This is a genomic window from Streptomyces sp. NPDC007164, from assembly GCF_040634135.1.
In the GTDB taxonomy this organism is placed as follows: domain Bacteria; phylum Actinomycetota; class Actinomycetes; order Streptomycetales; family Streptomycetaceae; genus Streptomyces; species Streptomyces sanglieri.
The window spans coordinates 1-25,179 of the sequence record NZ_JBEYFB010000045.1 but is presented as its reverse complement, the minus strand read 5'-3'; the positions used below and the strand labels follow the sequence as shown (position 1 = coordinate 25,179).

Annotated in this window: 24 protein-coding genes; 10 read left to right on the top strand and 14 right to left on the bottom strand. The window is 71.1% G+C overall.

All coding sequences use genetic code 11. The annotated features are described in order from the left end of the window. Positions 1-111: 111 nt before the first annotated feature. The gene (locus ABZ622_RS34285) at positions 112-1,152 is read right to left on the bottom strand and encodes an iron-siderophore ABC transporter substrate-binding protein (RefSeq protein ID WP_360550010.1); all 1,041 of its coding nucleotides are present in this window, start codon (positions 1,150-1,152) and stop codon (positions 112-114) included. A gap of 199 nt (positions 1,153-1,351) precedes the next feature. Here ABZ622_RS34285 and ABZ622_RS34280 point away from each other — a divergent pair, with 199 nt between their 5' ends. Together ABZ622_RS34280 and ABZ622_RS34275 are read left to right on the top strand one after the other, a co-directional pair. Next, on the top strand, positions 1,352-2,683 hold the full coding sequence (locus tag ABZ622_RS34280) for a hypothetical protein (protein ID WP_360550008.1): 1,332 nt from the start codon (positions 1,352-1,354) through the stop codon (positions 2,681-2,683). Between the two features lie 284 nt (positions 2,684-2,967). Next, the gene (locus ABZ622_RS34275; RefSeq protein ID WP_360550006.1) at positions 2,968-3,135 is read left to right on the top strand and encodes a hypothetical protein; all 168 of its coding nucleotides are present in this window, start codon (positions 2,968-2,970) and stop codon (positions 3,133-3,135) included. A gap of 86 nt (positions 3,136-3,221) precedes the next feature. On the opposite strand, the gene ABZ622_RS34270 is transcribed toward ABZ622_RS34275, so the two are convergent. The 3 genes from ABZ622_RS34270 to ABZ622_RS34260 all read right to left on the bottom strand — a co-directional run bounded on the left by ABZ622_RS34270 (position 3,222) and on the right by ABZ622_RS34260 (position 6,233). Further along, the gene (locus ABZ622_RS34270) at positions 3,222-4,175 is read right to left on the bottom strand and encodes a 3-oxoacyl-ACP reductase (protein WP_360550004.1); all 954 of its coding nucleotides are present in this window, start codon (positions 4,173-4,175) and stop codon (positions 3,222-3,224) included. Between the two features lie 40 nt (positions 4,176-4,215). Beyond that, complete coding sequence (locus ABZ622_RS34265; RefSeq protein ID WP_124717947.1) at positions 4,216-5,292, bottom strand: Zn-dependent alcohol dehydrogenase; 1,077 nt, start codon at positions 5,290-5,292, stop codon at positions 4,216-4,218. Positions 5,293-5,360: 68 nt separating this feature from the next. Beyond that, a complete protein-coding gene (locus tag ABZ622_RS34260; RefSeq protein WP_360550001.1) occupies positions 5,361-6,233 on the bottom strand; it encodes a MaoC/PaaZ C-terminal domain-containing protein in 873 nt (290 codons plus the stop codon). A gap of 278 nt (positions 6,234-6,511) precedes the next feature. Between ABZ622_RS34260 and ABZ622_RS34255 the strand changes: the two genes are divergently transcribed. The 4 genes from ABZ622_RS34255 (at position 6,512) to ABZ622_RS34240 (ending at position 10,280) form a co-directional block, all read left to right on the top strand. After that, positions 6,512-7,465: an ABC transporter ATP-binding protein gene (locus tag ABZ622_RS34255; protein ID WP_360549999.1), complete on the top strand. Its 954-nt coding sequence runs from the start codon at positions 6,512-6,514 to the stop codon at positions 7,463-7,465. Continuing rightward, positions 7,465-8,187, top strand: a complete 723-nt coding sequence (locus ABZ622_RS34250; protein WP_360549997.1) for an ABC transporter permease — start codon at positions 7,465-7,467, stop codon at positions 8,185-8,187. Before ABZ622_RS34255 ends, ABZ622_RS34250 begins: the two co-directional genes overlap by 1 nt. A gap of 29 nt (positions 8,188-8,216) precedes the next feature. Next, positions 8,217-9,491, top strand: coding sequence for a histidine kinase (locus tag ABZ622_RS34245; protein WP_360549995.1), 1,275 nt, complete (start codon positions 8,217-8,219; stop codon positions 9,489-9,491). Between the two features lie 156 nt (positions 9,492-9,647). Then, positions 9,648-10,280, top strand: coding sequence for a response regulator transcription factor (locus ABZ622_RS34240; protein WP_360550068.1), 633 nt, complete (start codon positions 9,648-9,650; stop codon positions 10,278-10,280). Between the two features lie 114 nt (positions 10,281-10,394). On the opposite strand, the gene ABZ622_RS34235 is transcribed toward ABZ622_RS34240, so the two are convergent. Together ABZ622_RS34235 and ABZ622_RS34230 are read right to left on the bottom strand one after the other, a co-directional pair. Beyond that, positions 10,395-11,591: a lipid-transfer protein gene (locus ABZ622_RS34235; RefSeq protein WP_360550066.1), complete on the bottom strand. Its 1,197-nt coding sequence runs from the start codon at positions 11,589-11,591 to the stop codon at positions 10,395-10,397. Positions 11,592-11,629: 38 nt separating this feature from the next. Then, positions 11,630-13,810, bottom strand: a complete 2,181-nt coding sequence (locus ABZ622_RS34230) for an acyl-CoA dehydrogenase (protein WP_360549993.1) — start codon at positions 13,808-13,810, stop codon at positions 11,630-11,632. 270 nt (positions 13,811-14,080) lie between these two features. On the opposite strand from ABZ622_RS34230, the gene ABZ622_RS34225 reads away from it, so the two are divergent. Continuing rightward, positions 14,081-15,874, top strand: a complete 1,794-nt coding sequence (locus ABZ622_RS34225; protein ID WP_360549991.1) for an MFS transporter — start codon at positions 14,081-14,083, stop codon at positions 15,872-15,874. Here ABZ622_RS34225 and pepE read toward each other — a convergent pair. Together pepE and ABZ622_RS34215 are read right to left on the bottom strand one after the other, a co-directional pair. Next, positions 15,837-16,565 (bottom strand): dipeptidase PepE, encoded by a 729-nt coding sequence (pepE, locus tag ABZ622_RS34220; RefSeq protein ID WP_360549989.1) that lies wholly within the window; start codon positions 16,563-16,565, stop codon positions 15,837-15,839. The genes ABZ622_RS34225 and pepE overlap by 38 nt on opposite strands. 29 nt (positions 16,566-16,594) lie before the next feature. Beyond that, positions 16,595-17,422, bottom strand: coding sequence for an IclR family transcriptional regulator (locus ABZ622_RS34215; RefSeq protein WP_360549987.1), 828 nt, complete (start codon positions 17,420-17,422; stop codon positions 16,595-16,597). A gap of 150 nt (positions 17,423-17,572) precedes the next feature. On the opposite strand from ABZ622_RS34215, the gene ABZ622_RS34210 reads away from it, so the two are divergent. Genes ABZ622_RS34210 through ABZ622_RS34200 form a run of 3 tightly spaced genes read left to right on the top strand, consistent with a single transcriptional unit; the run spans position 17,573 to position 21,239 of the window. Then, the gene (locus ABZ622_RS34210) at positions 17,573-18,526 is read left to right on the top strand and encodes a DUF1177 domain-containing protein (RefSeq protein WP_360549986.1); all 954 of its coding nucleotides are present in this window, start codon (positions 17,573-17,575) and stop codon (positions 18,524-18,526) included. Continuing rightward, positions 18,526-19,914, top strand: a complete 1,389-nt coding sequence (locus tag ABZ622_RS34205; RefSeq protein WP_360549984.1) for a cytosine permease — start codon at positions 18,526-18,528, stop codon at positions 19,912-19,914. The genes ABZ622_RS34210 and ABZ622_RS34205 overlap by 1 nt, the downstream gene beginning before the upstream one ends. After that, entirely contained in the window at positions 19,911-21,239 is a 1,329-nt protein-coding gene (locus tag ABZ622_RS34200; protein WP_360549982.1) for a M20/M25/M40 family metallo-hydrolase, read from the top strand. The genes ABZ622_RS34205 and ABZ622_RS34200 overlap by 4 nt, the downstream gene beginning before the upstream one ends. Before the next feature lie 135 nt (positions 21,240-21,374). Here ABZ622_RS34200 and ABZ622_RS34195 read toward each other — a convergent pair whose 3' ends face one another. The 6 genes from ABZ622_RS34195 to ABZ622_RS34170 all read right to left on the bottom strand — a co-directional run bounded on the left by ABZ622_RS34195 (position 21,375) and on the right by ABZ622_RS34170 (position 24,783). Next, entirely contained in the window at positions 21,375-21,809 is a 435-nt protein-coding gene (locus ABZ622_RS34195; RefSeq protein WP_360549980.1) for a VOC family protein, read from the bottom strand. Positions 21,810-21,888: 79 nt separating this feature from the next. Next, a complete protein-coding gene (locus tag ABZ622_RS34190; RefSeq protein ID WP_360549978.1) occupies positions 21,889-22,518 on the bottom strand; it encodes a hypothetical protein in 630 nt (209 codons plus the stop codon). A 112-nt stretch (positions 22,519-22,630) separates the two neighbouring features. Then, positions 22,631-23,350 (bottom strand): hypothetical protein, encoded by a 720-nt coding sequence (locus tag ABZ622_RS34185; protein WP_360549976.1) that lies wholly within the window; start codon positions 23,348-23,350, stop codon positions 22,631-22,633. A 95-nt stretch (positions 23,351-23,445) separates the two neighbouring features. Continuing rightward, positions 23,446-23,661 (bottom strand): DUF397 domain-containing protein, encoded by a 216-nt coding sequence (locus tag ABZ622_RS34180; RefSeq protein ID WP_360549974.1) that lies wholly within the window; start codon positions 23,659-23,661, stop codon positions 23,446-23,448. Between the two features lie 34 nt (positions 23,662-23,695). Next, complete coding sequence (locus tag ABZ622_RS34175; RefSeq protein ID WP_360549972.1) at positions 23,696-23,905, bottom strand: DUF397 domain-containing protein; 210 nt, start codon at positions 23,903-23,905, stop codon at positions 23,696-23,698. 5 nt (positions 23,906-23,910) lie between these two features. Further along, on the bottom strand, positions 23,911-24,783 hold the full coding sequence (locus ABZ622_RS34170; RefSeq protein ID WP_360549970.1) for a helix-turn-helix transcriptional regulator: 873 nt from the start codon (positions 24,781-24,783) through the stop codon (positions 23,911-23,913). Positions 24,784-25,179: the final 396 nt, after the last annotated feature.

Here is a 25,179-nt window from a genome sequence, read left to right as displayed (position 1 = left end):
CCGTGCCCCGTCGCCCATGGCTGTGGCGGTCCGTGCGGACCGCCACAGTCCGCTCGGGACCGGCCGGCGGTGCCGGTCACCGGGACCGGTCACCGATCGTGGATGAAGCCGTTACTTCACGAGGTCGGCGCGGAGGTCGTCGAGGACCAGGTCCGCGGCCGTGACACCGAGGCCGAGGTACCAGGTCTCGTCGGAGACGTTTTTGGCCCGGCCCTCCTTGACGGCCTTGAGGTTCTTCCACAGCGGGTTGGCCTGGGTGGTGTCCCGCTTGGTGGCCTTCACGTCGCCGTAGACACCGGTGAAGATCCAGTCGGCGTCGGCCTCGTCGATCTTCTCCGGGCTGATCTCCGCGGCGAGGTCGTCGATCTGCTGGTTCTCGGGCCGCGGCAGACCGGTGTCGTCGAGGATCGTGCCGATGAAGGACGCCTTGGCGTAGAGGCGGATGCGGTCCGGCAGGTAGCGGACCATGGAGATGGTCGGCTTGTCCGGGCCGATGTCCTCGCCGAGCTTCTTCGCCTTCGCCTCGTAGGCGTCGAGCTCGCTCTCGGCCTTGGCGGTCCTGTCCAGCGCCGCGGCGTTGAGGAGGTAGTTCTCCTTCCAGGTGAAGCCGGGACGGATGGAGAACACGGTCGGCGCGATCTTGGAGAGCGCGTCGTACTTGTCGGCGGCGCGCAGCTGGCTGCCGAGGATCAGGTCGGGCTTCAGGCCGGCGATCGCCTCAAGGTTGAGGTTGTTGATCGTGCCGACGTTCTTCGGGTTGCCCGCGTCCTTCTTCAGGTACGAGGGGATGGCCGCGTCGCCCTCGGAGGGGGCGTAGCCGACCGGCTTCACACCCAGCGACACGACGTTGTCGAACTCGCCGACATCCAGCACGACGACGCGCTTGGGAGCGGACTTGAGCTCCGTCTTGCCCATGGCGTGGGTGAGGGTCCGGGGGAACTGGCCCGCCTTGGCGTCCGTCCCGTACGCCGCCGTCTTCTTCGCGGCGTCGCCGAAGTCCTTGCCACCCGTGGCGACGGCGGCCTTCTTGTCGCCGCCCTCCGACTTGGCCGAACCGCCCGACTTTCCGTCGTCGCTCCCGCAGGCCGAGAGGGAGAGGGCGGCGGCCACCACCAGGCCGACTGCGGCGGTGCCGCGGCGACGAAGGGACATCACTTGCTCCAGTTGTAAAGGTCGCACAGGTATTGCTTAGGGCTGCCTAACCTTATGCACCCGCCTCCCGCCCAGCACAGCCACCCCCTCCTTCTCAGTCGAATCCGGGCATCGCCACCCTTATGTGTGAAGAGGTGGGTCTCGTGTTGTTCGGCAGGAAGTGCGAAAACTAACTTCGGTTGCCGGAGGTGACCAGCCCATGACTGCCTGTGCCATCGAGAACGAGGCCGCGGAGGCGTCCGGGGTCGCCCCGGACGCCGAAGGCGCCGGGAGCACCGGAGAAACGGTCCTGGAGGACAGCGCGCCGGACGACCCGCCGGAAGACCCCGGTGGACCCGGCGGCGCGTCCCCGGGGACGTCTCTCGCCGCGCTTCCCGGCCCGCCTCCCGTCGCGCCCGCGTTCACGCTCTCCGCGGACGGCGCGTACGCGGCCCGGCTCGCGCTCGCGAATGTGACGGCGGATCCGTCCGACGGGTCCGGTGGGGCGGGCGGGGCGTGGTTCGTGGAGCGCTGGACGCTCGACGGGCCCGAGCCGTACGCCGTGCCGCTCCCCCTGGACCAGCCGGAGGAGCCGGACTCCGAGGTGCTGCCGCTGGCCGACGGGCGGGTGCTGATCCGGCGCCGGGTGGCGGACCGGCACGCGATGTCGCTGCTCTATCCGACCGGCCCGGGGACCGGTGAACTCCCGCTCGGCGCCGTCGAATGCGCGGAGCTGACCCTGCTGCCGCCGTCGCCGGACGGCGTGAGCGCGTACGCGCTGTCGGCCGGTCCGCGCGCCACCTCCGTCTGGCTGGTGGCGGGCGGCGCCTTCGGGCCCGAGCTGGTCGCGGAGGTCCCGGGGCGCTGCTCCGGCGGCGTCTGGCTGGACCGGGCGGGCCGGATGCTGGCCCTGGACCGGGAGATGCCGGGCGGCGGCCCGGTCAAGGCGGTCGCCGTGGACCTGGAGCGGGGCGGCGAGGTGACGCCGCTGCTGCAGATCGCCCCGGACAGCAACGACCGGCTGCTGCTCGCCGACCCGGACAGCGGGCTGCTGCTGATCCGCTCGGACGCGCCGGGGCACGACCGGTTGGGGTGGGGGGTGCTCGGCAGCTGTCTGCCGGTGCGCTTCCCGGAGTGCCTGCGCCCGGCCGATGTGACGGTGACGCCGTTCGCGGTGCAGCCGGGTCAGATGCTGATGCCGGAGAGCTGCGCGGTGGCGCTGCGGATCGACGGCTCGGCGGGCAGCTGGGTCGGGGTGTGGCGCCCGGCCGGACGCCGGCTGCATCAACTCGCCGCCCCCGCGGGGTGGCAGGCCGGACGCGGCGTGTGGACCCGGGACGGCGTGCTCGGACTCCCGTACGCCGACGGGAACGTGGCGTGCGGCGTGGCCCTGCTGGAGGCACCGGCGGACGAGGAACCCGGCGCGCGGCCGTGGTCGGGATGCGGCGCGGGAAGCGGTAGGCAACCGTCCGGCGGTGCCAGGCCTCTACCCGTGTGCAAGCCGGTTCCACTGGGGCAGGCGCCTCTCACGGGGCGCATGGTGCCTGGTTAAGACCGACCGGCAATTGGGGGGGTGGGAGAAGGAGCGGGGCTGGGTGCGTGCGGCTGCAAGGCGGAGGATTGAGGCATGGCAGAGCCATGGTGATTGACGACAACGCCGCAGACGCGCGTGCCCGGCCCCGCGACGCCGCCCCCCAATTGCCGGTCGGTCTAAAATCTGGGTCCGGGCTACGCAGCCGTGTCCGACGGTCGCCGGCGGTGGCCGTGCCGGGCGCGGCCGGCGTGATCGGCCCCGGGACACACATGTAAGCGATCACAACGGGGTGACTTCCCATCATGTCTGAAGCCCGAACCGACCCGGCCCAGACGCGTCCGGCGGACGCCGACCGGGCCGAAGACGGCGGCTACGGAAAGCATCGAGGGGGTGAGTCGATGGACGACACGTCTGCACAGCCGCACGGCCGCCACCGCCGCCCCTCCGAGGGGGACAGCCGGGCGGCCTGACCGCGCGGAACATCGACGGACGAGGGACGGGTGGGCCCCGGCGGCCGGACGGCTGCCGGGGCCCACCCGTTCCCCCGACGCGGTGGTCAGCCCCGCTTCAGGCCGAGCACCTCGGCCGCGGCGAAGGTCTCGTTCGGCGGGCGGTCCTCGTAGTACGGCGAGATCAGCTCGTCCAGTTCGTCGAAGGAGAACGTCTCCTTCGAGGAGTCGAACTTCGCCGCCACCCTGGGGCGTTCGACGATCGCGACCATCCCGCCGTGCACCACGAGCAGCTGCCCGTTGACCTTGGCGGCGGCCGGGGAGGCCAGATAGCCGACCAGCGGCGCGACATGCTCGGGGGCGAGCGCGTCGAGCCGGCCGTCCGCCGGTTCCTGGAAGCCCGCGAAGACGTCCTCGGTCATCCGGGTGCGGGCCCGCGGGCAGATGACGTTGGCGGTGACGCCGTACCTGGCCAGGGCCAGGGCCGTGGAGGTGGTGAGGCCGACGATGCCGCCCTTGGCCGCCGCGTAGTTCGGCTGGCCCGCCGAACCGGCCAGGAACGCCTCCGACGAGGTGTTGACGATCCGTCCGTGCACCGGGCCGCCGGACTCCTTGGAGCGGGTGCGCCAGTGCGCGGCGGCGAAGTGCGTGGTGTTGAAGTGACCCTTGAGGTGGACCCTGATGACCGAGTCCCACTCGTCCTCGGTCATCGAGAAGATCATCCGGTCGCGCAGGATGCCCGCGTTGTTGACCAGGATGTCGAGCTTTCCGTAGGTGTCGACGGCCAGCTCCACCAGGGCGCGGGCCTGTTCGTGGTCGGAGACGTCGCCGAGGTGCGCGACGGCCCGGCCGCCCGCGGCCCGGATCTCCTCGGCGACCTCCTCGGCGGGCGTCGAGGACGCCTCACCGGAGCCGTCGCGGCCCGGCTGCCCGTAGTCGTTGACGACCACGGCCGCGCCCAGCCCCGCCAGTTCCAGCGCTTCGGCGCGTCCGAGGCCGCGGCCCGCGCCGGTGACGATCGCGGACATGCCGTCCAGGGGACGTGACAGGGGAAGTGGCATCGGAATCTCTCCAGTCCTCTCGGGAGGGGCGGGGCGGTGGTCAGAGCTCGACACAGGTGCGCAGCGACTCGCCGGTCCGCATCTGGTCGAGCGCGTCGTTGATCCCGTCGAGCCGCACCCGGTGGGTGATCATCGATTCGAGGTCGATCCGGCCGGCCCGCCAGAGCGCGATGGCCCGTTCGTACGAGCGGAGCACGTCGCCTCCCCCGTACATGGAGGGCAGGATCCGCTTCTCGTCGAAGAACAGCTCGAACATGTTGACCTGGAAGTTGTCGTCCATCGCGCCCGCGCCGACGATGCACAGGGTGCCGCCGCGCCGGGTGTTCTCGTACGCCGTGCGGGCGGTGGCCGACTTGCCGACGACCTCGAAGACGTAGTCGAAGCCCTCGCCCGCGGTGACCCGCTGCTTGGCGTCGGCGAACTCGTCGGGCGACACCGCCTCGGTCGCGCCGAACCGCAGCGCCGCCTCGCGCCGGGAGGCGACCGGGTCCACGGCCACGATCTGGGCGGCGCCCTGCACCCTGGCGCCCTGGATCGTGGAGATGCCGACGCCGCCGCAGCCGATCACGGCGACCGACGAACCGGCCTCCACCTTCGCGGTGTTGATGGCGGCACCGAGCCCGGTGGTCACCCCGCAGCCGATCAGCGCGGCGATCTCGAACGGCACGTCGTCCGGGATCGGCACCGCGCAGCCCGCGCCGACGACGACCTCCTCGGTGAAGGTGCCGGTGCCCGCGAAGCCGAACACGTCGCCGCCGGGGCGCTTGAAGTTGGGGGTGCCCGCGTTCATGAAGCCGGCCAGGCAGAGCTGGGTCTGGCCGCGCTTGCAGGACGGACACGCCCCGCAGGCGGGCAGCCAGCAGACCAGCACCCGGTCCCCGGCGCTCAGTCCGGTGACACCGTCGCCGACGTCCATGACCTCGCCGGCGCCCTCGTGGCCCGGGATGAACGGGGCGGGCTGCGGCAGCACCCCGCTCATCGCGGAGACATCGGAGTGGCACAGTCCGGTGGCCCGGATACGGAGCCTGACCTTGCCGGGGCCGAAGCCCACCGCCTCGACGTCGTCGAGTACTTCGAGTTTGTCCTGGCCTATCTCGTGCAGTACGGCTGCGCGCATGGTGCGGCTCCCCTCATGGGCGGGTGGAACGTGGGCCCGCGGACCCCTTGGAGTCGGTCCGGGGCGGTTCAGGAGTGTTCGACGAAGGTGTCGCCGAGGACGGGTGCGTGGTCCCGCTCCACGGCCTTCACCTCGACCCGTACCTGGTTCCCGGCGGTCCACATCCCGATGCGGAGGGTCTCGCCGGGGAAGACGATCCCGGTGAAACGGGTGCGGCAGGAGCGGATCCGGGTCACATCGCCGCCCAGGACCGTGTCGGTGACGGCCTTGAGCGTCATGCCGTAGGTGCACAGTCCGTGCAGGATCGGCCGGTCGAAGCCGGCCAGCGCGGCGAATTCGGGGTCGGCGTGCAGCGGGTTCCAGTCCCCGGAGAGGCGGTAGAGCAGTGCCTGGTCCGGGCGGACGGGCCGCCGCACGACATGGTCCGGGGCGGTCTCGGGGTGGGCGATCCGTTCGGAGGGCCCGCGTTCACCGCCGAAGCCGCCCTCGCCCCGGACGTAGATCTGGGCGTCGTTGGTCCACAGCGGGCCCTCCTCGTCGGCGGCCTCGGTGCGCAGCACCAGCACGGCCGCCTTGCCCTTGTCGTACACCGCGGCGACCTTCGAGGTCTGTACGGCGCTGCCGCTCACCGGGATCGGCCGGTGCACCCGTACACTCTGCCCGCCGTGCAGGACGGCGGCGAGGTCGATGTCGATGCCGGGCGAGGAGAGCCCGCCGACGACGCCCATGCCGGCGCCCGCGACGGTGGCGAAGGAGGGCAGCACCTGGAGCCGGGACTCCAGTGTGTAGCGCAGCTCGTCGGGGTGGGTCGCGGCATCGGCCCGGTCGGGGTCGAAGCCGGCGCCGATCCCGAGGTGGTAGAGCTGGACGTCCTTGTGGCCCCAGCTGATCCGGGTGGAGCGGGGTTCGGCGGCGAGAGCCTTTTCGGCATCAATGGGCATGGGAGAGCTGCTCCTTGATGGTGGGAAGACCTCGGCGCGGCCGTCCGCACCGTCGGCCGCACCGAGGTCGCGCGGGACCGGCCACCACGCCCGTTCTAGAACGCGTTCTAGCCGATGAACCCATGTATAACGCAGCGCCCAGCAGTTGTGAAGACCGTCGCTGACGCCTCGTCAGATCCATTCCGTGGGCCGGCGGCCAGGCGACCCGGCCATGACATATGTCATGCCGAAGTCCGTACGCACCCACCTGCCGGGGCCCGGACGGCCTCCGTAACGTCATGGCCATGAAACAGACAACGGGGAGCGGAGCCGCGGTGGAACTCACCGGGGTGGTCAAGACCTTCGGCCGGGCGGGGCGCAGCGTACGGGCCGTGGACGGGATCGACCTGTCCATCGGCCGCGGTGAGACCGTCGCCCTGCTCGGCCGCAACGGCGCGGGCAAGTCCAGCACCGTCCGGCTGCTGCTCGGCCTCGACCAGCCGGACTCGGGCACGGTGCGGGTGCTGGACCGGACCGCGGAGCACGCGGTACGGGACGGTCTGGTCGGCGCCATGCTCCAGGACGGGCGGCCCATCCAGCGGGTCACCGTCCGCGAACTGGTCGACTTCGTCGCCTCGACGTATCCGGCGCCGATGCCGGTCTCCGAGGCGCTCGCGCTGGCGGGGGTGAGCGACTACGCGAACCGGCGCGTCGACAAGCTCTCCGGCGGCCAGACCCAGCGGGTCCGCTTCGCCGTGGCACTGGCCGGCAATCCGGAGCTGATCGTCCTGGACGAGCCGACCGCCGCCCTGGACGTGGAGGCCCGCCGCACGTTCTGGGACTCGATGCGGGCCTACGCCCGGCGCGGCAACACCGTCCTGTTCTCCACCCACTACCTGGAGGAGGCCGACGAGAACGCCGACCGGATCGTCGTCGTCGACCGGGGCCGGATCGTCGCGAACGGCACCGGCGACGTGATCCGCGGCTCGGCCGGCCGCGGCCTGGTCTCCTTCGACCTGGCGGGCGGCCCGACCGAGGGCCTGGAGCGGCTGCCCGGCGTGGTCACCGTGGAGGTGTCCGGGGACCGGGCGCTGCTGCACACCGACGACTCGGACGCCACCGTCCGGGAGCTGGCCCGTTTGGACGCGATCCGCGGCCTCCAGGTCTCCCGGGCCACGCTGGAGGACGCGTTCCTCTCCCTCACCGCACCCGCCGCGGCACCCGTGTCCGATTCCGAGAGGGAGACCGTCTGATGTTCCGCTACATCGTGCTCGAAATCCGCCGGACCCTGCGAGACACCTCCTTCCTGATCTTCGGGACCGGGATGCCGGTGATGATGTACCTGCTCTTCACCAACATCGGCGGCGGCAACGACGTCGACGGCTGGAAGACCGCCTCGATGGTCGGCATGGCCGCGTACGGGGCGCTGGGCTCCGCCATGTCGATCGGTACGGGGGTCGCCTCCGACAAGACTCTCGGCTGGCTGGAGCAGCTGCGGGTCACCCCGCTCGCCCCCTCGCAGGCGGTGGTGGGCCGCGCAATCAGCGGCTCGGTGACGGTGCTGCCGACGATCCTGACGGTGCTGCTGGCCGGCGGGCTGCTCAACGGGGTGCGGCTGGACGCCTGGCAGTGGATCGCGCTGGCGCTGCTGCTGTGGATCGGCGCGCTGCCGTTCACCATGCTCGGCCTCGGCAACGGCTACCGGCTCACCCCGCAGGGCACCGGGGTGGTCAATGTGGCCTGTCTGATGGGCTTCGGGATCGTCGGCGGGCTGTGGTTCCCGCTGGAGCTGCTGCCCGGGTGGCTGCGCTCCATCGGCAGGTTCACCCCGGCCAACCGCTTCGCCGACCTGGGCTGGGCCACCACCGAGGGCCACGCGCCCGGCGCCGGCACGATCGCGGTGCTGTGCGGATGGCTTCTGCTGTTCGGTACGTACGCCGTGGTCTCGTACCGTCGGTCCGCGAGAACTGTGTGATCCGCGAGGACCGTGTGACAGGAGTGGGGATGTCCAGGAACCGGACGGGTACGCCCGGGGGCGGGCGGCCGGGCCCGTGGCGGCGCCGGCGCAGGGGGGACGGGGAGCGGCGCCCCGGCCCGCCCGGCCCGTACGCCCTGCTGCCCTGGCTGCTGATGGGCCTGGGCTCCTTCTCCAATCTCTTCCAGGGCGAGGCGGCCAACCCCTGGCTCGGCGGTCTCGGGCTGCTCGTCTTCAACTCCCTCTACGTCTCGGTGGTGTTCCGCGGCTTCGACCGGAGGAAGCGGGAGAGCCCGGTGTCGTACTGGCTGCTCGCCGCGATGACCGCCGTCACCCTGGCGCTCGCGATCGGCTACGGCGGGAGCTGGCTGCTGTTCTTCCCGCTGCTCTCGCTGGCCTGCGGCGCCATCCTGCGCAACCGGCGGCTGGCGGTCGGCGTGCTCACGCTCGCCGCGGTCGCCACCGCCGTGGCGGTGTGGCGCGGCAACGGCGCCTCGGACCCGTGGACGATCGGCTACGGCACCTTCATCTCGGGCGCGGTGACCGCCGCGATCCTGACCCTCGCGGAGACCGTGATGGAACTGCGCGCCACCCGGCAGGAACTGGCCCGCACCGCCGTCGAGAAGGAGCGGCTGCGCTTCTCCCGCGATCTGCACGATCTGCTGGGCCACACGCTCTCCGTGATCGTGGTCAAGTCGGAGGCCGCCCGCCGGCTCGCGCCCCGCGACATGGACGCGGCGCTCCTCCAGGTCGCCGACATCGAGTCCGTCGGCCGGCAGGCCCTCACCGAGATCCGGGAGGCGGTCACCGGCTACCGGGAGGGCAGCCTGGCCACCGAACTGGACCGGGCCCGCTCGGCGCTGACCGCCGCCGGGATCGAGCCGGTGCTCCGCCGCTCGGGCCCACCGCTCACCCCGCAGACGGAGGCCCTGCTGGGCTGGGTGGTACGGGAGGCCGTCACCAATGTCGTACGCCATTCCCACGCGACCACCTGCTCGTTCGTGCTCGACGGCACGGCCGAACGGGTCCGGCTGACGATCACCGACGACGGCAGCGGCCCCGACCGGGACGCCCCGGCCACACCCGGCATCGGCGGCACCGGGCTGACCGGCCTCACCGAGCGCCTGGCCGCGTCGGGAGGCAGCCTCCGGGCGGGCCCGGCGCCGGGGCACGGCTTCGTGGTCACGGCGGAGCTGCCGGTGGACGGGCCGGGCCCGGCGGACGAGGGGACCGGGACACCGCAGGACGCCCGGCCGGCCCGGATGCCGGGGTCCGGATGCGGGGGTCCGGAGGCCGGGGTCTGAATGCGGGAGTCGTGATGCCGGGTTCATGAGCGGGCGAGGGCCGGAAACGGGGTCTGTTCCCGGAGCCGGGAACGGGCATGATCGGGTGCCGTGCCAGGCGTCGCGACCCCGGCCCCGGTCCGCCGGACAGGCCCTAATCTGTTCCCCGTGAACGAGATGCCGCAGGACCACCGCCCCGCCAAGTCCGTGCGCGTCCTGCTCGCCGAGGACCAGGGCATGATGCGCGGCGCGCTCGCGCTGCTGCTCGGTCTTGAACCGGACATCGAGGTCGTGGCGCAGGTGGCCGCCGGGGACGAGATCGTGGACGCGGCGCTGCTGGCACGGCCCGATGTGGCGCTGCTGGACATCGAACTCCCGGGCCTCAGTGGGCTGGACGCCGCCGCCGAGCTGCGTGAGCAGGTGCCGGACTGCCGGGTGCTGATCCTCACCACCTTCGGCCGCCCCGGCTATCTGCGCCGGGCGATGGAGGCCGGGGCGGCGGGGTTTCTGGTCAAGGACGGTCCGGTCGAGGAGCTGGCCGACGCGGTCCGCCGGGTGCTGGGCGGCGAGACGGTGATCGACCCGGCGCTGGCCGCCGCCGCGCTCAGTGCCGGGCCCAGCCCGCTGACCGCGCGGGAGCGGGATGCGCTGAACGCCTCGGTGGACGGGGCCACGGTCGCCGACATCGCGGCGAAGCTGCACCTGTCCGAGTCGACGGTACGGAACTATCTCTCGTCGGCGATCGGCAAGACGGGCACCCGCAACCGCATGGAGGCGGTGCGGGCGGCACGGCAGCAGGGGTGGCTGTAGGCCCCGGCCGGGGACGACGTGACAGCCGGGGCCGGCCGATGCCGTGCCCGGCGCTTCTTCAACGGCTCAGTGACAGGTCGGCGACAGCTCGGTGCCGGATCGTCGACCCGCCCCTCAGCGGCGCAGCAGCGTCACCACCGCCGCCCCGCCGAGCCCGATGTTGTGGCTCAGGCCGACCCGGGCGTCCGGCACCTGCCGGGGCCCCGCCTCGCCCCGCAGCTGCCAGGTCAGTTCGGCGGCCTGGGCGATTCCGGTGGCGCCGAGCGGGTGGCCCTTGGAGATCAGCCCGCCCGACGGGTTGACCACCCAGCGGCCGCCGTACGTGGTGGCGCCGGACTCGACGAGTTTCCCGGACTCGCCCTCGCCGCACAGCCCGAGCGCCTCGTAGGTGAGGAGTTCGTTGATGGAGAAGCAGTCGTGCAGTTCGATGACGTCCAGGTCGGCGGCCGAGAGCCCGGACGCCTCGTACACCTGGCGGGCGGCGGCCTGCGACATCGGCCGGCCCACGGCGTCGATGCAGGTCCCCGAGGCGAAGGAGTCGCCGGTGTCGGTGGTCATGGCCTGGGCGACGATCTCGACCGCCCGGTCGCCCAGGCCGTGGGTCTCGACGAAGCGTTCCGACACGACCACGGCGGCGGCCGCGCCGTCCGAGGTGGGTGAGCACTGGAGCTTGGTCAGCGGGCGGTGGATGGTCTTCGCGGCGAGTATCTCCTCGACCGTGTACGGGTCCTGGAACTGGGCGTACGGATTGTTCACCGAGTGCCGGTGGTTCTTGGCGCCGACCGCCGCGAGCTGCGCCTCGGTCGTCCCGTACCGCTCCATGTGCTCGCGGGCCGCGTTGCCGAATATCTGGGCGGTGGGCGGGCTCATCTCGAAGCCGTGGGCGGCGGCCATGATCCCGTAGTGCCGGGCGACGGGCGACGTCTTGAAGTCGGCGGCGCCGCCGTCCGCGCCGCCGCCCCCGAGCGCGCCGCGCGTCATCTTCTCGAAGCCGAGCGCGAGGACGCAGTCGCTGCCGCCGCCCTCGACGAACTGCCGGGCCATCATCAGCGCGGTGGAGCCGGTGGCGCAGTTGTTGTTGACGTTGTAGACGGGCACTCCGGTCAGGCCGAGTTCGTAGACGGCGCGCTGGCCTGCGGTGGAGGGCTGGAAGCAGTAGCCGACGGCGGCCTGCTGGATCTGCTCGTACGCGATCCCGGCGTCGGCGAGCGCCGCCGTGCCGGCCTCCTTCGCCATGTCCCAGTACTGCCAGTCGCGGGTCTCGGGCTTCTCGAACTTCGTCATTCCGACGCCGACGACGTACGCCTTCATGAGCTTCATGGGCCTCATGGGCTTCATGACAAGTCCCTTCAATCGCGCGGGAGGCCGAGGATGCGCTCGGCGACGACATTGAGCTGAACCTGGGTGGTGCCGCCCGCGATGGTCAGGCAGCGGGACATCAGGAAGCCGTGCAGGGCCCGCTCCCCCGGCCCCTCGCCGGCCGCGCCCGCCGGGCCGAGGAGTTCGAGGGCGAGTTCGGCGACCTTCTGCTGGTGGGTGGTCTGGACGAGCTTGCGGACGGAGGCGCCCGCGCCGGGTTCGAGCCCGGAGACCTGCTGCATCGTGGTGCGCAGCCCGATGCAGCCCAGCGCGTGCGCCTCGGCGGCGAGCGCTCCGATGCGGGCCCGGCAGGCGCCGTCGAGTTCGCCGGAGCGGGCGATCAGCGCCTCCAGGCCGGTGTCGAAGGTCATCTGGTCGGCCATGTGGACGCGTTCGTTGCCCAGGGTGTTGCGGGCGACCTTCCAGCCGCCGTCGGGCTCGCCGACGACGGCGTCGGCGGGCAGCAGGACGTCGTCGAAGTACACCTCGTTGAAGAGGGCGTCGCCGGTGATCTCCTTCAGCGGCCGGATGTCGATGCCCGGGGTGTTCTTCATGTCGACGAGGAAGTAGCCGATCCCCTGGTGCTTGGGGGCGTCCGGGTCGGTCCGGGCGAGCAGGATCCCGTGGTCGGCCCATTGGGCGGCGCTCGTCCACACCTTCTGTCCGTTGATCCGCCAGCCCTCGTCGGTCCGTTCCGCCTTCGTGCGGAGCGAGGCGAGGTCGGATCCCGCGTCGGGCTCGGAGAACAGCTGGCACCACAGGAGTTCGCCGCGCAGGGTGGGCAGCAGATAGCGCTCCTGCTGCTGCGGTGTGCCGTGGGCGAGGAGCGAGGGCACCACCCAGGTGGCGATTCCCAGGTCGCTCAGTTTCACCCCTTGTTCTCTCAACTCCTGTTGGATGACCAGTTGTTGTACGGGTCCGGCGCCCAGGCCGTAGGGGGCGGGGAGGTACGGGGCGGCGTAGCCGGTCGGGGCGAGGGCGCGGCGGGCCTCCTTCGGAGCGAGGCCGCGGGCGGCGGCGACGGCCTCGCGGGCGCCGGCCCGGTGGGCGTCGGCCCCGGCGGGGAGTTCGAGGGCGAGTGAGCGGCGGGCGCCACCCTCGGCCAGCCGGACGGCCCGCAGCCGGTGGCCGTCGCCGGTCCCCAGCAGTTGGCGGGCCACCAGGGCCCGGCGCAGATACAGATGGGCGTCGTGCTCCCAGGTGAAGCCGATGCCGCCGAGGATCTGGACGCAGTCCTTGGCGCAGCCGTACGCGGCGTCGAGGGCGTCCGAGGCGGCGAGGGCGGCGACCATGGACCGTACGTCCGGGTCCGTCTCCTCGTCGACGGCGCGGGCCGCGTCCCACACCAGCGCGCGGGCCCGCTCGACCCGTACCAGCATGTCGGCGCAGAGGTGCTTGACGCCCTGGAACTGTCCGATGGGGCGGCCGAACTGTTCGCGGACCTTGGCGTGTTCGGCGGCGGTGTGCAGCGCCCTGGCTGCGGTTCCGCAGGCTTCCGCGGCGAGGAGGACCGCGGCGAGGTCGCGGACGCGGGTGGTGTCGGTCCGTACGAGGCGGTCGGCGGGGACGAGTACGTCCTCGGCGTGGACCTCGGCGGTGGGCCGGGTCGGGTCGGCGCCGCGGTGCGGGCGGGCGGTCAGCCCCGCGGTGGCGGAGTCGACGGCGAACCAGAGGGTACCGGTGGCCGATTCGGCGGTCAGGAGCAGCAGATCGGCCTCGGCGCCGGAGAGGACGGGCGGTGCCGTGCCGTCGAGCAGATGGCCGTCCTCGTGCTCGACGGCGGTGAGGGTGCCGGGGCCGAGTGCCACCGCGCCGATCCGGGTACCGGCCGCGAGGTCGCGCACGAGGCTGTCCGGCCCCGCCGTGTGCAGTACGGCGGAGGCCAGGGCGCTCGGCAGGTACGGGCCGGGCAGCGGGGCCCGGCCGGCCTCTTCGAGGACCACGGCCAGATCGAGGAGCCGGCCGCCCCCGCCCCCGTGTTCCTCGGGCAGATGGATCGCGAGCAGTCCCTGTTCCGCGAGCCCGTCCCAGTACCCGGGGCGCACGCCGGGGGCACTTGAGGCGTCCGCGTCCAGGAGTGCGCGGATCTCCTTCGGTGGGACGGCGCGTGCCAGCCAGCCCCGTACGGCCTGCGCCAACTCCCTGTGTTCTTCGGTGATTCCGATGCCCATGCGGATCCTCGCCGGTCGCAGCCACTGGAACGGCGCAAGAGTAGAACACGTTTCATTCTGACGGAAGGTCAGATGACGGCCGGATCTCCGCGCGCTCCGGTCCGAGTGCGCCGTCGTGCCCCGTTCGCGGCGCGTTCACCGGAATACCGCGGGCACCTGGAAGGTTTCACGCTGCACACACTTGGCGGTGCGGGCGTTGCCCGCCCGCACCGCCCGCACCGCCCGCACGCCTCTTCAGACCCTCGATCACGCCGCCCGGAGGCCGCACGTATGCCACAGACGACGAACGAACAGCACGCCGGGGAACTCCCGGATCCGCGGCCGCGCAAGGCGGGCGGCGGCGGGGTCGTCCCCGTGCTCGCCTTCGCGGGTATCACCGTCGCGGTGATGCAGACCCTGCTCGTCCCCGTCATCAAGGACCTGCCCGTCCTGCTGCACACCGACCCGTCGAACGCCACCTGGGTGATGACCGCGACGCTGCTCGCGGGTGCCGTCGCCACCCCGATCATGGGGCGGCTCGGCGACCTCTACGGCAAGCGGAAGATGCTGCTCGCCAGCCTCGCCGTGATGGTGATCGGCTCATTGATATGCGCCTCCACCGACGATCTCGTGGTCATGATCGTGGGCCGCGCCCTCCAGGGCTTCGCCATGGGCGCCATCCCGCTGGGCATCGGCATCATGCGCGACGAGCTGCCGCGCGAGCGGCTCGGCTCGGCGATGGCGCTGATGAGCTCCTCGATCGGGGTCGGCGGCGGCCTGGCGCTGCCCGCCGCCGCGCTCATCGCCCAGCACTCCGACTGGCACACCCTGTTCCTCGGCGCGGCCGGTCTCGGCGTGCTGGCGATGGTGCTCACCGTCGTGGCCGTGCCGGAGCCCACGCTGCGCGCGCCCGGCCGGTTCGACCTCGTCGGCGCGCTGGGCCTGTCGCTCGGGCTGGTCTGCCTGCTGCTGCCCATCACCAAGGGCAGTGACTGGGGCTGGACCTCGGGCAGCACCCTCGGGCTGATCGGCGCCTCGCTGGTGATCCTCGTCCTGTGGGGTCTGTTCGAGCTGCGCAGCCCGGCCCCGCTGGTCGATCTGCGGACCACGGCCCGGCGCGAGGTGCTGTTCACCAACCTCGCCTCGATCATGGTCGGGGTCGCCTTCTACGCCGTCTCGCTGGTCCTGCCGCAGCTGCTCCAGCTGCCCACGTCCACGGGGTACGGCCTCGGGCAGTCGATGGTGGTCGCGGGGCTGTGCGTGGCGCCGCTCGGCCTGACGATGATGTTCGTCGCCCCGCTGTACGCCCGGCTGTCCGCCCGCCGGGGCCCCAAGGTCTCGCTGATGCTCGGCATGCTGGTCATCGCGATCGGTTACGGGGCGGGGCAGGGGCTGATGAGCGCCGCCTGGCAGACCGTGGTGATCGCGGTGGTGCTCGGGGCCGGTATCGGGCTCGCGTACTCCTCGCTGCCCGCGCTGATCATCGGGGCCGTCGACCCGTCCGAGACGGGGGCGGCCAACGGCCTGAACACCCTGATGCGGTCGATCGGCACATCGGTGTCGAGCGCCGTGATCGGCATGGTGCTGGCGAACACCTCGGTGCACGTCGGCGGGGCCGCGCTGCCCTCGATGGAGGGGTTCCGCATCTCGTTCCTGATCGCGACGGGTGCGGTGCTGATCGGGCTGGTGCTGGCCTCGCTCCTGCCGTCGCAGCGCGAGGCGATGCGCCCGGCGCTGCTGGCGAGCAGCGCCGAGGACGCCCCGGCGCCCACCGCCTCCCGCCCGGTGGCCGGTTCGGGCGGCTTCCGCGGCCGGGTGCTGGACGCGGACGGCGCCCCGGTGGCCCGCGCCAATGTCACGCTGATCGACCACCGGGGCCGGCAGGCCGGACTCACCGTGGCGGACGGGGACGGCCGCTACGCGCTGGCCGCCCCGCACGGCGGCAACTTCGTGCTGGCGGGGTCCGCCGCCGGGTACGCACCGAGCGCCCGCCCGGCCACGTACCGGGGTGACGGCCTGCCGGTCGACACGGATCTGGTGCTGGCGGTCAGCGCACCGGAGCGTCGAACCGCGGTGTCGTCGTGAGCAGATGAGAAACGTCCGACCCCGCCGGGAGCTCCTGCGGCTGCGCGCCGCGGGTGAACAGCCGGGCGGGGCGGGCGCCCTGCACCCGGGCCTGGCGCCCCTCGACCCGCAGCCACGATCCCTCGCGCAGGCCGAGCACCGGTACGTCGTTCTCCTCCAGGAATTCGGTGAGCCGCTCCTCGCGGGTCTCGCCCTTGTGGGTGCTGACCGGGTCCGGGTCCAGATAGTGCGGGTTGATCTGGAACGGGACGAGGCCGAGCGTCTCGAAGGACGGCGGCTGCACGATGGGCATGTCGTTGGTGGTGCGCAGGGTGGGCGCCGCCATGTTCGTACCGGCGCTGGCCCCCATGTACGGCAGTCCGCCCCGCACCGCCTCGGTCACGGCGTCCCGCAGACCGGTCCGGTACAGGGCGCTGAGCAGCCGGAAGGAGTTGCCGCCGCCGATGAACACGGCGTCGGACGCGGCGAGTTCGGCGACCGGGTCGGCGTTCTCGTGGACCCCGCGGACGGTGATGCCGCGGGGTTCCAGGGCCTCGCGGACGCGTGCGGTGTAGGCGGTGTAGTCGGCGAGCGCGTAGGGCACGAAGGCCAGCCGGCCGCCGGAGGGCAGGAACGCGGTGACGGTGTCGATGGCGTGTTCCAGATAACCGCGGCCGTGCTGGGTCGAGTTGGAGAGCAGCAGCAGATTCATGGGGTTCCTCTTGGTCCTCTTGACGGTCATCAGGCGGTACGGGGGCGACGGGTGCGGGGCTTCGGGCGCTGCGGAGGGTGGGTGAGCCGTCGTTCCAGCAGCTGGGCCGCGTGGCGCAGCGCGTCGAGCCGGTCGTCCGGCGCTCCCCGGAAGAGTTCCTCGGCGCCGCCCAGGCTGAGGCTGCCGTACGGTTCGCGCCCCAGGAAGACCGGTACGGCGACGGTCGCGATGCCGGTGTCGTACTCGCCGACCGTGAAGGCGTACCCCTGGGCGCGGACCTTGAGGAACTCCTCCTCCAGCCGGTCCGGGTCGGTGACCGTCCGGTCGGTGAAGCGGGCCATCGGGCGGCCCCGGAAGAGCCGGTGGCGCTGTTCGTCGGGCAGATACGCGTAGTACGACTTGCTGGTCGCCCCGGCGTGCGCCGGGTAGAGCTCGCCGACCAGCGGGTAGTAGCGCAGCGGACCGGCCTCCCCCTCCTCCGCGGCGACGCACCGCATGTGGAAGCTGTCCGGCAGACAGAACAGGACGGTGTCGCCGGTGACCCGGCACAGCTCCTCCAGGACCGGCCCGGCCAGCAGCTCCAGCGATCCGGAGCGCTCCCAGAGCCGGCCCAGGCGCAGCACGGCGGGGCCGATGCGGTAGCGGCGGGTGACCGGGTCGGAGACCAGGAAGCCGCGCCCGGCGAGGGTGGCGAGCAGCCGCTGGGCCACCGAGGTGTCCCAGCCGAACTCCTCGGCGACCTCGGTGACGCCCCAGTCGGGCCGGGTCCGCTCGAAGGCGAGCAGCACCAGGAGCGCCCGGTCGACGGTTTGCAGGGCTCCGGCGGGGGTGCGCCGGTCCAGATCGAAGTCCGCCATCGTCATCTCACCATTCAGACCTGAATTGCAAATAACGGGAAACAGTTGCGTTCAACGCTATCCGATCCCGAATGTGGCCTCAGCACCCCGCCCCGCGCATCCCCCGTCGAGCGTCGGCCCGGGTGCCCGGATGAGCGAGAAAGGCCCCCCATGTTGAAGTACGTGCTGGACATCGTCGATCTCCTGGACGATCCCCAGGTCAATGGCAAGACGGTCGTCGAGTACCTCGACTCCGTGAGCGGGACCGAGGGCTCGTCCGCGAAGGTCACCACGGTCGTCGGCGAGCAGGGCTCGACGGACTTCGTGATGGTCCGCATCCCGGGCGCCCGAGGGCGTACGTCCGGGGGCGACGCCCGCACGCTGGGCGTGGTGGGCCGGCTCGGCGGCATCGGCGCCCGGCCCGAGGTGACCGGCCTGGTCTCCGACGCCGACGGCGCGGTCTCGGCGATCGCCACCGCCGCCAAGCTGCTCGACATGCGCCGCCGCGGCGACGTACTGCCCGGCGATGTGATCGTCGCCACCCACATCTGCCCGAACGCGCCGACCGAGCCGCACGACCCGGTGCCGTTCATGGGCTCGCCCGTGGACATCGCCACCATGAACCGCCACGAGGTGACCGGCGAGATGGAGGCCGTGCTCTCCATCGACACCACCAAGGGCAACCGGATCATCAACCACAAGGGCCTCGCCCTGTCGCCCACCGTCAAGGAGGGCTGGGTGCTCCGGGTCAGCGAGCAGCTCGGCGAGCTGCTGGCCGTGGTGACCGGTGAGCCGTTGGTCACGTACCCCGTGACCACGCAGGACATCACCCCGTACGGTAATGGGGCACACCACATCAATTCGATCCTTCAGCCCGCCACCGCGACGGCCGCCCCGGTCATCGGTCTGGCCATCACCTCGGCCGCCGCGGTGCCCGGCTGCGGTACGGGCGCGAGCCACGAGGCGGACATCGCGTCCGCCGCCCGCTACGCCGTGGAGGTCGCCAAGGCCTACGGCAGCGGTCACCTGGACTTCCACGACGCGGTGGAGTTCGACAACCTCGTCAGCCGTTACGGGTCGCTGGCTCACCTCCAGACCCTCGGCCGCACACCCCAGGAGTCCTGATGGCAGCCACCCCGCAGGCCGAGACCGTGGCCCCCGAGGCCAAGGCCATCGGCAGCGACGACTACGCGCTCTCCCGTGTGCCGCGCGACAAGCGGTTCGGCTTCTGGTCGATGCTGCTCCAGTGGCTCGCCCAGTCCGGCTCGATCTCGCAGTTCACCCTCGGCGCCACCATCGGCGTCGGCATGACCTTCGGGGACGCCTTCCTCGCCTTCACGCTCGGCGCGGTGATCCTGGAGATCGTGATCTTCGCGATCGGCCTGGCCGGCATGCGCGAGGGCCTGGCGACGCCGATGCTGACCCGCTGGGTCGGCTTCGGCCGCAACGGCTCGGCGCTGGTCAGCTTCGTGATCGCGGTCAGCCTGGTCGGCTGGTTCGGCGTCCAGAACACGATCTTCGGCAACAGCGTCTCGGCGCTGGTCGGCGGCCCGTCCTGGATGTGGTGCGTGCTGGCCGGCATAGCCATCACCGCGCTGGTGATCTTCGGCTTCAAGTACATGGCCGTCTTCGCCAAGATCGTGACGCCGCTGTTCTTCGCGATGGTCGCCTGGTCGATCATCTCGACGCTGAAGGACCACTCGCTCAGCGAGCTGATCCACTCGCCGCCGCCCGGCCAGACCATCCCGCTCGCCGTCGCCGCCACCGCCATCGCGGGCGGCTACATGACCGGCGCGATCGTGTCCCCGGAGATGACCCGGTACAACCGCAAGGGCTCGCACGTCTTCCTGCAGAGCGCCTCGTCGATGATCCTCTCCGAGTACATCGTCGGCCTGACCGGTGTGCTCCTGGGCCACCTGGTCAAGAGCAACGAGGTCTCGCACATCGTGCTCTCCACCTCCGGCGCCTTCGGCGTCGTCGTGGTCCTGATGTCCACCGCCAAGATCAACGACTGGAACCTGTACGGCTCCTCGCTCGGCGTCGTCAACTTCTTCCAGGTCGTCTTCGGCAAGCGGATCCACCGCGGCGCGGTCACCATCGTCCTCGGCATCGCGGGCACGCTCCTGTCCGCGGTCGGGATCATGACCCACTTCACCGAGTTCCTGACCATCCTCGGCGTCGCGATCCCGCCGATCGGCGGCATCATCGTGGCCGAGTACTGGGTCGTCAAGAAGATGCGCAAGCCACTGGACGACACCCGGGAGTCCCAGACGCTGCCGAAGTCCTCGCCGACCTGGGTCCCGATGTCCATCGTCATCTGGATCGCGGCGTTCTGTGTCGGCAAGTTCTACGACGGCGGCATCCCGGCCCTGAACTCGCTGGCCACCGCCTTCATCCTGTACAGCGTCCTCGGCCTGCTGGGCTGGGTGAAGCCGTACGGCACCTCCACCCTGGACGACGAGGACGACACCGCCGCCCCCGCCGCCGCGACAACCCCTGTGGGAGCAGCATGACCACCACCGGCCCCACCGCCTCCTTCGTCCCGGCCTCGGCCGAGGCCCAGGACGAGGTCGTCGAACTCTGCGCCGAACTGATCAGGTTCGACACCTCCAACCCCACCAGCAACGAGCGCGCGAGCGCCGACTGGGTGGTGGGCCGCCTCGCCGAGGTGGGCATCGACTCCGAACTGGTCGAGTCCGCGCCGGGCCGCGCGAGCGTCATCGCCCGGATCGCCGGCCGCGACCCCGAGCGCGGCGCCCTCCTGGTCCACGGCCACCTGGACGTGGTCCCGGCCGACGCCTCCGAGTGGCAGGTCCCGCCGTTCTCCGGCGAGATCCGCGACGGCTACCTCTGGGGGCGCGGCGCGATCGACATGAAGGACACGGTGGCCGTCATGCTGGCCACCGCCCGCCACTTCGTCCGCACCGGCACCAGGCCCTCGCGCGATCTGGTCCTCGCCTTCCTCGCCGACGAGGAGGCGGGCGGCAAGTTCGGCGCCCACTGGCTGGTCGAGCACCGCCCGGAGCTGTTCGCCGGGGTCACCGAGGCGATCGGCGAGGGCGGCGGTTTCTCCTTCGCCATCGACGACACCCGCCGCCTCTACCCGATCGAGAACGCCCAGCGCGGCATGGCCTGGATGGAGCTCACCGCGACCGGCCGGGCCGGCCACGGCTCGTCCCCCAACGACGAGAACGCGGTCACCGACCTCGCGGAGTCGCTCACCCGGATCGGCCGCGAGACCTTCCCGATCCGTCTGATCGAGCCGGTCCGCGCCCTGCTGGAGGAGGCGGCCCGCCTCTACGGTGTCGAGTTCGACGAGAACGACATCGAGGGCAGCCTCGCGAAGCTGGGCCCGGTCTCCGACTTCATGCAGGTGGTGCTCCGCAACTCCGCGAACCCCACCATGTTCAACGCCGGCTACCAGACCAACGTCATCCCCGGAAAGGCGACCGCCCGGGTGGACGGCCGCTTCCTCCCCGGCCACGAACAGGAGCTGATCGACACCATCGACAAGCTGCTGCTCCCCTCCGTCACCCGGGAGTGGGTCAACCACGACATCGCGCTGGAGACGACGTTCGACGGCCCGCTGGTCGACGCCATGTGCGAGGCCGTACGCGCCGAGGACCCGGACGGCCACCCCGTCCCGTACTGCAACCCGGGCGGCACCGACGCCAAGGCCTTCACCCACCTCGGCATCCGCTGCTTCGGCTTCAAGGGCCTCAAGCTCCCGCACGACCTGGACTACGGCCGGCTCTTCCACGGCGTGGACGAGCGCGTCCCGCTGGAGGGCCTGCGCTTCGGCGTCCGCGTCATGACCCGACTCTGGCAGAGCTGCTGACCTCCACATCGCACCCCTGCCAGGGGCGCCCCGACCCGGGCTCACCCCACGTACGCCCCCGCCGAGCACGCATCGCGTCCGGCGGGGGCGTACGTCATTTGCGCCCGGAGCCGGCGTTGTCCCGTTGTCCGCGCATCACGCGGAGGCCGCGGCGACGCAGAACTCGTTGCCCTCCGGATCCGCCATCATCACGTGGTGCCCGTCGAACTTCTCCAGGACGCTCCCGCCCGCCCGCACCAGGCGTTCGGACTCCGCCTCGATCCGTGCCCATCGCTCGTCCGGACTGCCGTGTCCCGGCACTCGAACGTCGATGTGGAGCCGGTTCTTCGCCGTCTTGGGCTCGGGAACCTTGAGGATGCCCAGGCGGGGGCCGACGCCGTCGGGATCGCAGAGCCACGCTCCGTCGTCCACGGAGTCGTCCTCCGGCAGGTCGAAGGACGCGAACCACTCCGCGCGCGTCCTGAAGGGGGCCGGCGGTGGCTCGTCGACATAGCCGAGGGCCGTCTTCCAGAAAACGGCGAGGAGTTGTGCGTCCGCACAGTCAAACGTCAGATCAATTCTGGCTGCCATCGGGGGACCGTACTGCGCACCTCTGACAATCGGTTGTTGCCCGCGCGAAGGGACCTGAGGCCCCCTGGGCCGTTCGTCGTCATACCTTCGGTGGGGTGGAGCCCTGGCGGGCGATACGGTCGCGGACGATGTCGAGGGTGGTCATGGCCTGCTCCCGGACCTCCGGATCATTCTCCGTCCCGCTCACACAGGTCAGCAGCGGCACAAGCTGTTGCCAGTTCATGACGGACGCGGCGAGCAGGGCGTTCCGCCGGACCAGCGGCTCGGGGTCGTGAAGTGCCCAGCGCAGCAAGTCGTAAGAGACGCTGTCGAACTCTCTTCCCGCGTGGTTGATGCCCAGCCTGCGCAGCGCACGCATGAGAGCCGTCTCGTCGCGGGTACTCGCCGTCATGTCCGAGAGGGACCGGTCGGAGTGAAGGGGCAGTTCGCCGCGCAGCCACTCGGCGAACGACTCGTTCCGGTCTCCTTCGACCACGAGGTAGTCGACCTGGAAGCGGTGGTCCTCGACCCAGTGGACCACCACTGTTTCGACGTCCTCGGTGTCCTCGGGGCTGTCGGCGTCGACGAGGCCGAGAACCCACGCCAGTTCCTCGACGGACCCCTCGGGCTGCTTCACCTCCGCGGCTGTCCAGCCGTTCGCCTCGGCGTAGGTCTGGATGTCCTCGCGTCCGAACGGTTCACGGGGAATGAGTTGGATGAGGGGCGTCATGTCCCACTCTCCTGCTTGTCTGCGCGTCTCCGCGCCCGCACCTGCGCCTGCGCCCGGGGTGCACCGTCGAACAGCTCATCACAGCGTGATCAACCGGACACCCGACAGACTCTCAGTCGTCGAGCAGGTCGCCGACCCGCTGCTCGTAGTCCGTGAGCGCTTCGAGCACGGCCGGGACGTCACGGAAGTCCGACCGGGCCGCGTCCAGGTACTCCCGTATCTCGGGACCGAAATGCTGACCACCGATGTCGTCGCAGGGGATCGGCCAGGCCAGTCCGCGGGAGTCCAGGAAGCCGTCGACCGCGGACAGTTCCTCGATGTGCCGGGCGAGCTCCCCGGTCAGGCCGCGGTACATCTCCCCGGCCTCGGGAGACTCGGCGAAGATCTCCTGGTACCAGGTCTCGCACGTCCCCCCGCCTGGAGCGAACGCGGACGCCAGGGCGGTCCACACGGGGCGCGCGACGAGCGTCGAGAAGACGCGCCGGCCGAACAGCGTCGCCGCCGGGTGCTCCTCGGACGAGTCGCTGACGTTCCGCTCGAAGTAGGCCAGCAGGCACTCGATGTCCCGCGGCGGATTCCCGTAGTTGTCCGCGTACCCCGGGTCCATCACGAAGTCACCGGCCCGCGCACGGCGGTGAAAGTACTCCGCGACCAGATCGGTGTGGGGGTCCTCCGCGATACGGTCGATCGAGCCGAGCCGGTTGTACTCCCCGACGATGCCGAGGGTGAGCGGCCGGTACCGGTCACCGACCGGTCGCAGCCCGACGAGCACCGCGTCGGTCCCGCGCAGGCTGATCCCGGTGACGGCGCAACGAAAATCGTAGAAACCCATGCGCGCACCCTAATCAGCGCGGCCCGGCCCCGACCGCCCGCCAACGCGGCGAAGGCCCCTGCCCACTCGTGGCAAGGGCCTCCGTTCCGGGTTCATCAGGCAGCGGTGTCGCCGGACTTGACCTCGTGGACGAACGCGAGCCAGGCAGCGGCCGGGAAGACACAAACACCGTGCCCCGGGTCCTTGGAGTCGCGAACGGCCATCCGGCGCCCGTTGAGCCGGGCACCCTCGACGCACTGACCGCCCTGGTTGTTGCTGTAGCTCGACCTGAACCAGCCGGCTCCGCGCAAGGTCTTGGACGTGATGCTCATGAGTGTCACAGCTCCTTGATTGCCATCCGGATCATCAGGAAACGGTGTCGCCGTCCTTGACCTCGTCGACGAACGCCAGCCAGGCAGCGGCCGGGAACACACAGACGCCCCGCCCGGGATCCTTGGAATCCCGAACAGCCATCACCCGCCCGCCGAGCCGGGCACCCTCGACGCATTCACCGCCCTGGTCATTGCTGTAGCTCGACCTGAACCAGTGGGCACCGGCGGGCTCATGAGTGGTCATGTGAATCAATGCTCCTTGATCGCTTCTCTGATCATGCCGAGAGATTCCTGTGGTCCCACGGCAAGAATCTGGAGGTCGTTGAACGCCTCTTCGTACAGGGCCACATCGGCGCGCCTCCGTGTGACCGACGCCCCGCCGAGGTTCTCCAGATAGGCGATGGACTGCGCGTCGTCGAACCGCAGCAGCGTGAAGGCACCGTTCATCCCGGGGTGTGCGCCCACTCTGAAGGGGATGACCTGCACGCGCACCGAGGGCAGCTCGGCCACCTCCGCCAGATGCTCTATCTGCGCGCGCATGACGGCCGGACCGCCGACCCGGCGGTGGAGAACCGCCTCATTGATGACCGCCGCGAACTTGAGCGGAGCCAACTCGCGGTGGAGCGCCTCCTGTCGCGTCACCCGGACCGCGACGAGCCGGTCGATCTCGTCGGTGGACAATCTCTCGTGAGCGCGCCGGTGGATGGTTCGCACGTAGTCCTCCGTCTGGAGGAGACCGGGGACGAACTCGCCCTCGTACTTGTGCAGAGCCGCAGCCGTGGCCTCCAGCCCCAAGTACGCCTTGAACGTAGGCGTGATGGCAGGCCTGTACTCGGGCGACTGCCACCAGTCCTTCTTGGTCTTGGTGACGGCCGCGTACCCCAGCAGCAGGGCGCGCTTCTCGGGGGCCGCCCGGTAGATCTCGCAGAGCGCCATCACATCCGCGGTCTCCACCACCGCGTTCTCCCCCGTCTCCAGCCTGGTCAGCTTCGACGGGCTGCAAATCAGGGTGCGTACGACCTGGGTCGATGTGAGACCGGCTTCGTGCCGGAGTTGTCGGAGTTCGCGGCCTAACTGGAGACGGCAGAGTGCGGGCGTCGCCGACTCCACATCCGTGATCATCCTTCTGCCTCCCAGGGCTTGTTACCCAGTGTGACTGAGAATGTCCCGCTGCCGCAAGGAGCTTTCTGCGTCACGGCAGAAGGCCCCGTCCGGAAGCGTGAACGCATTGCCGCAGCACAGGACTTCACTCAGAAACCTGCTCGCAGAAACGCGCCGCAGCAGTTCCACGCTACCGCCCGCACTGTCACGATTACCCAAGGTTGCAAAAGTTGATGTGCAGGGCGACACCGAGGCGCAGCCCGTCCGCCTGCACCCCATGCCCCACGCCCCCACGCCCCCATGCCCCCATGCCCCAGGGCCAGGAGTCTCAATGATGAAGTCAAGCCGCTTGCGTGACAGGCGGAGCGGAGGTGAAGACTCGTCCGTCACGCAGCAAGGCCCACAACACGCTGGCTC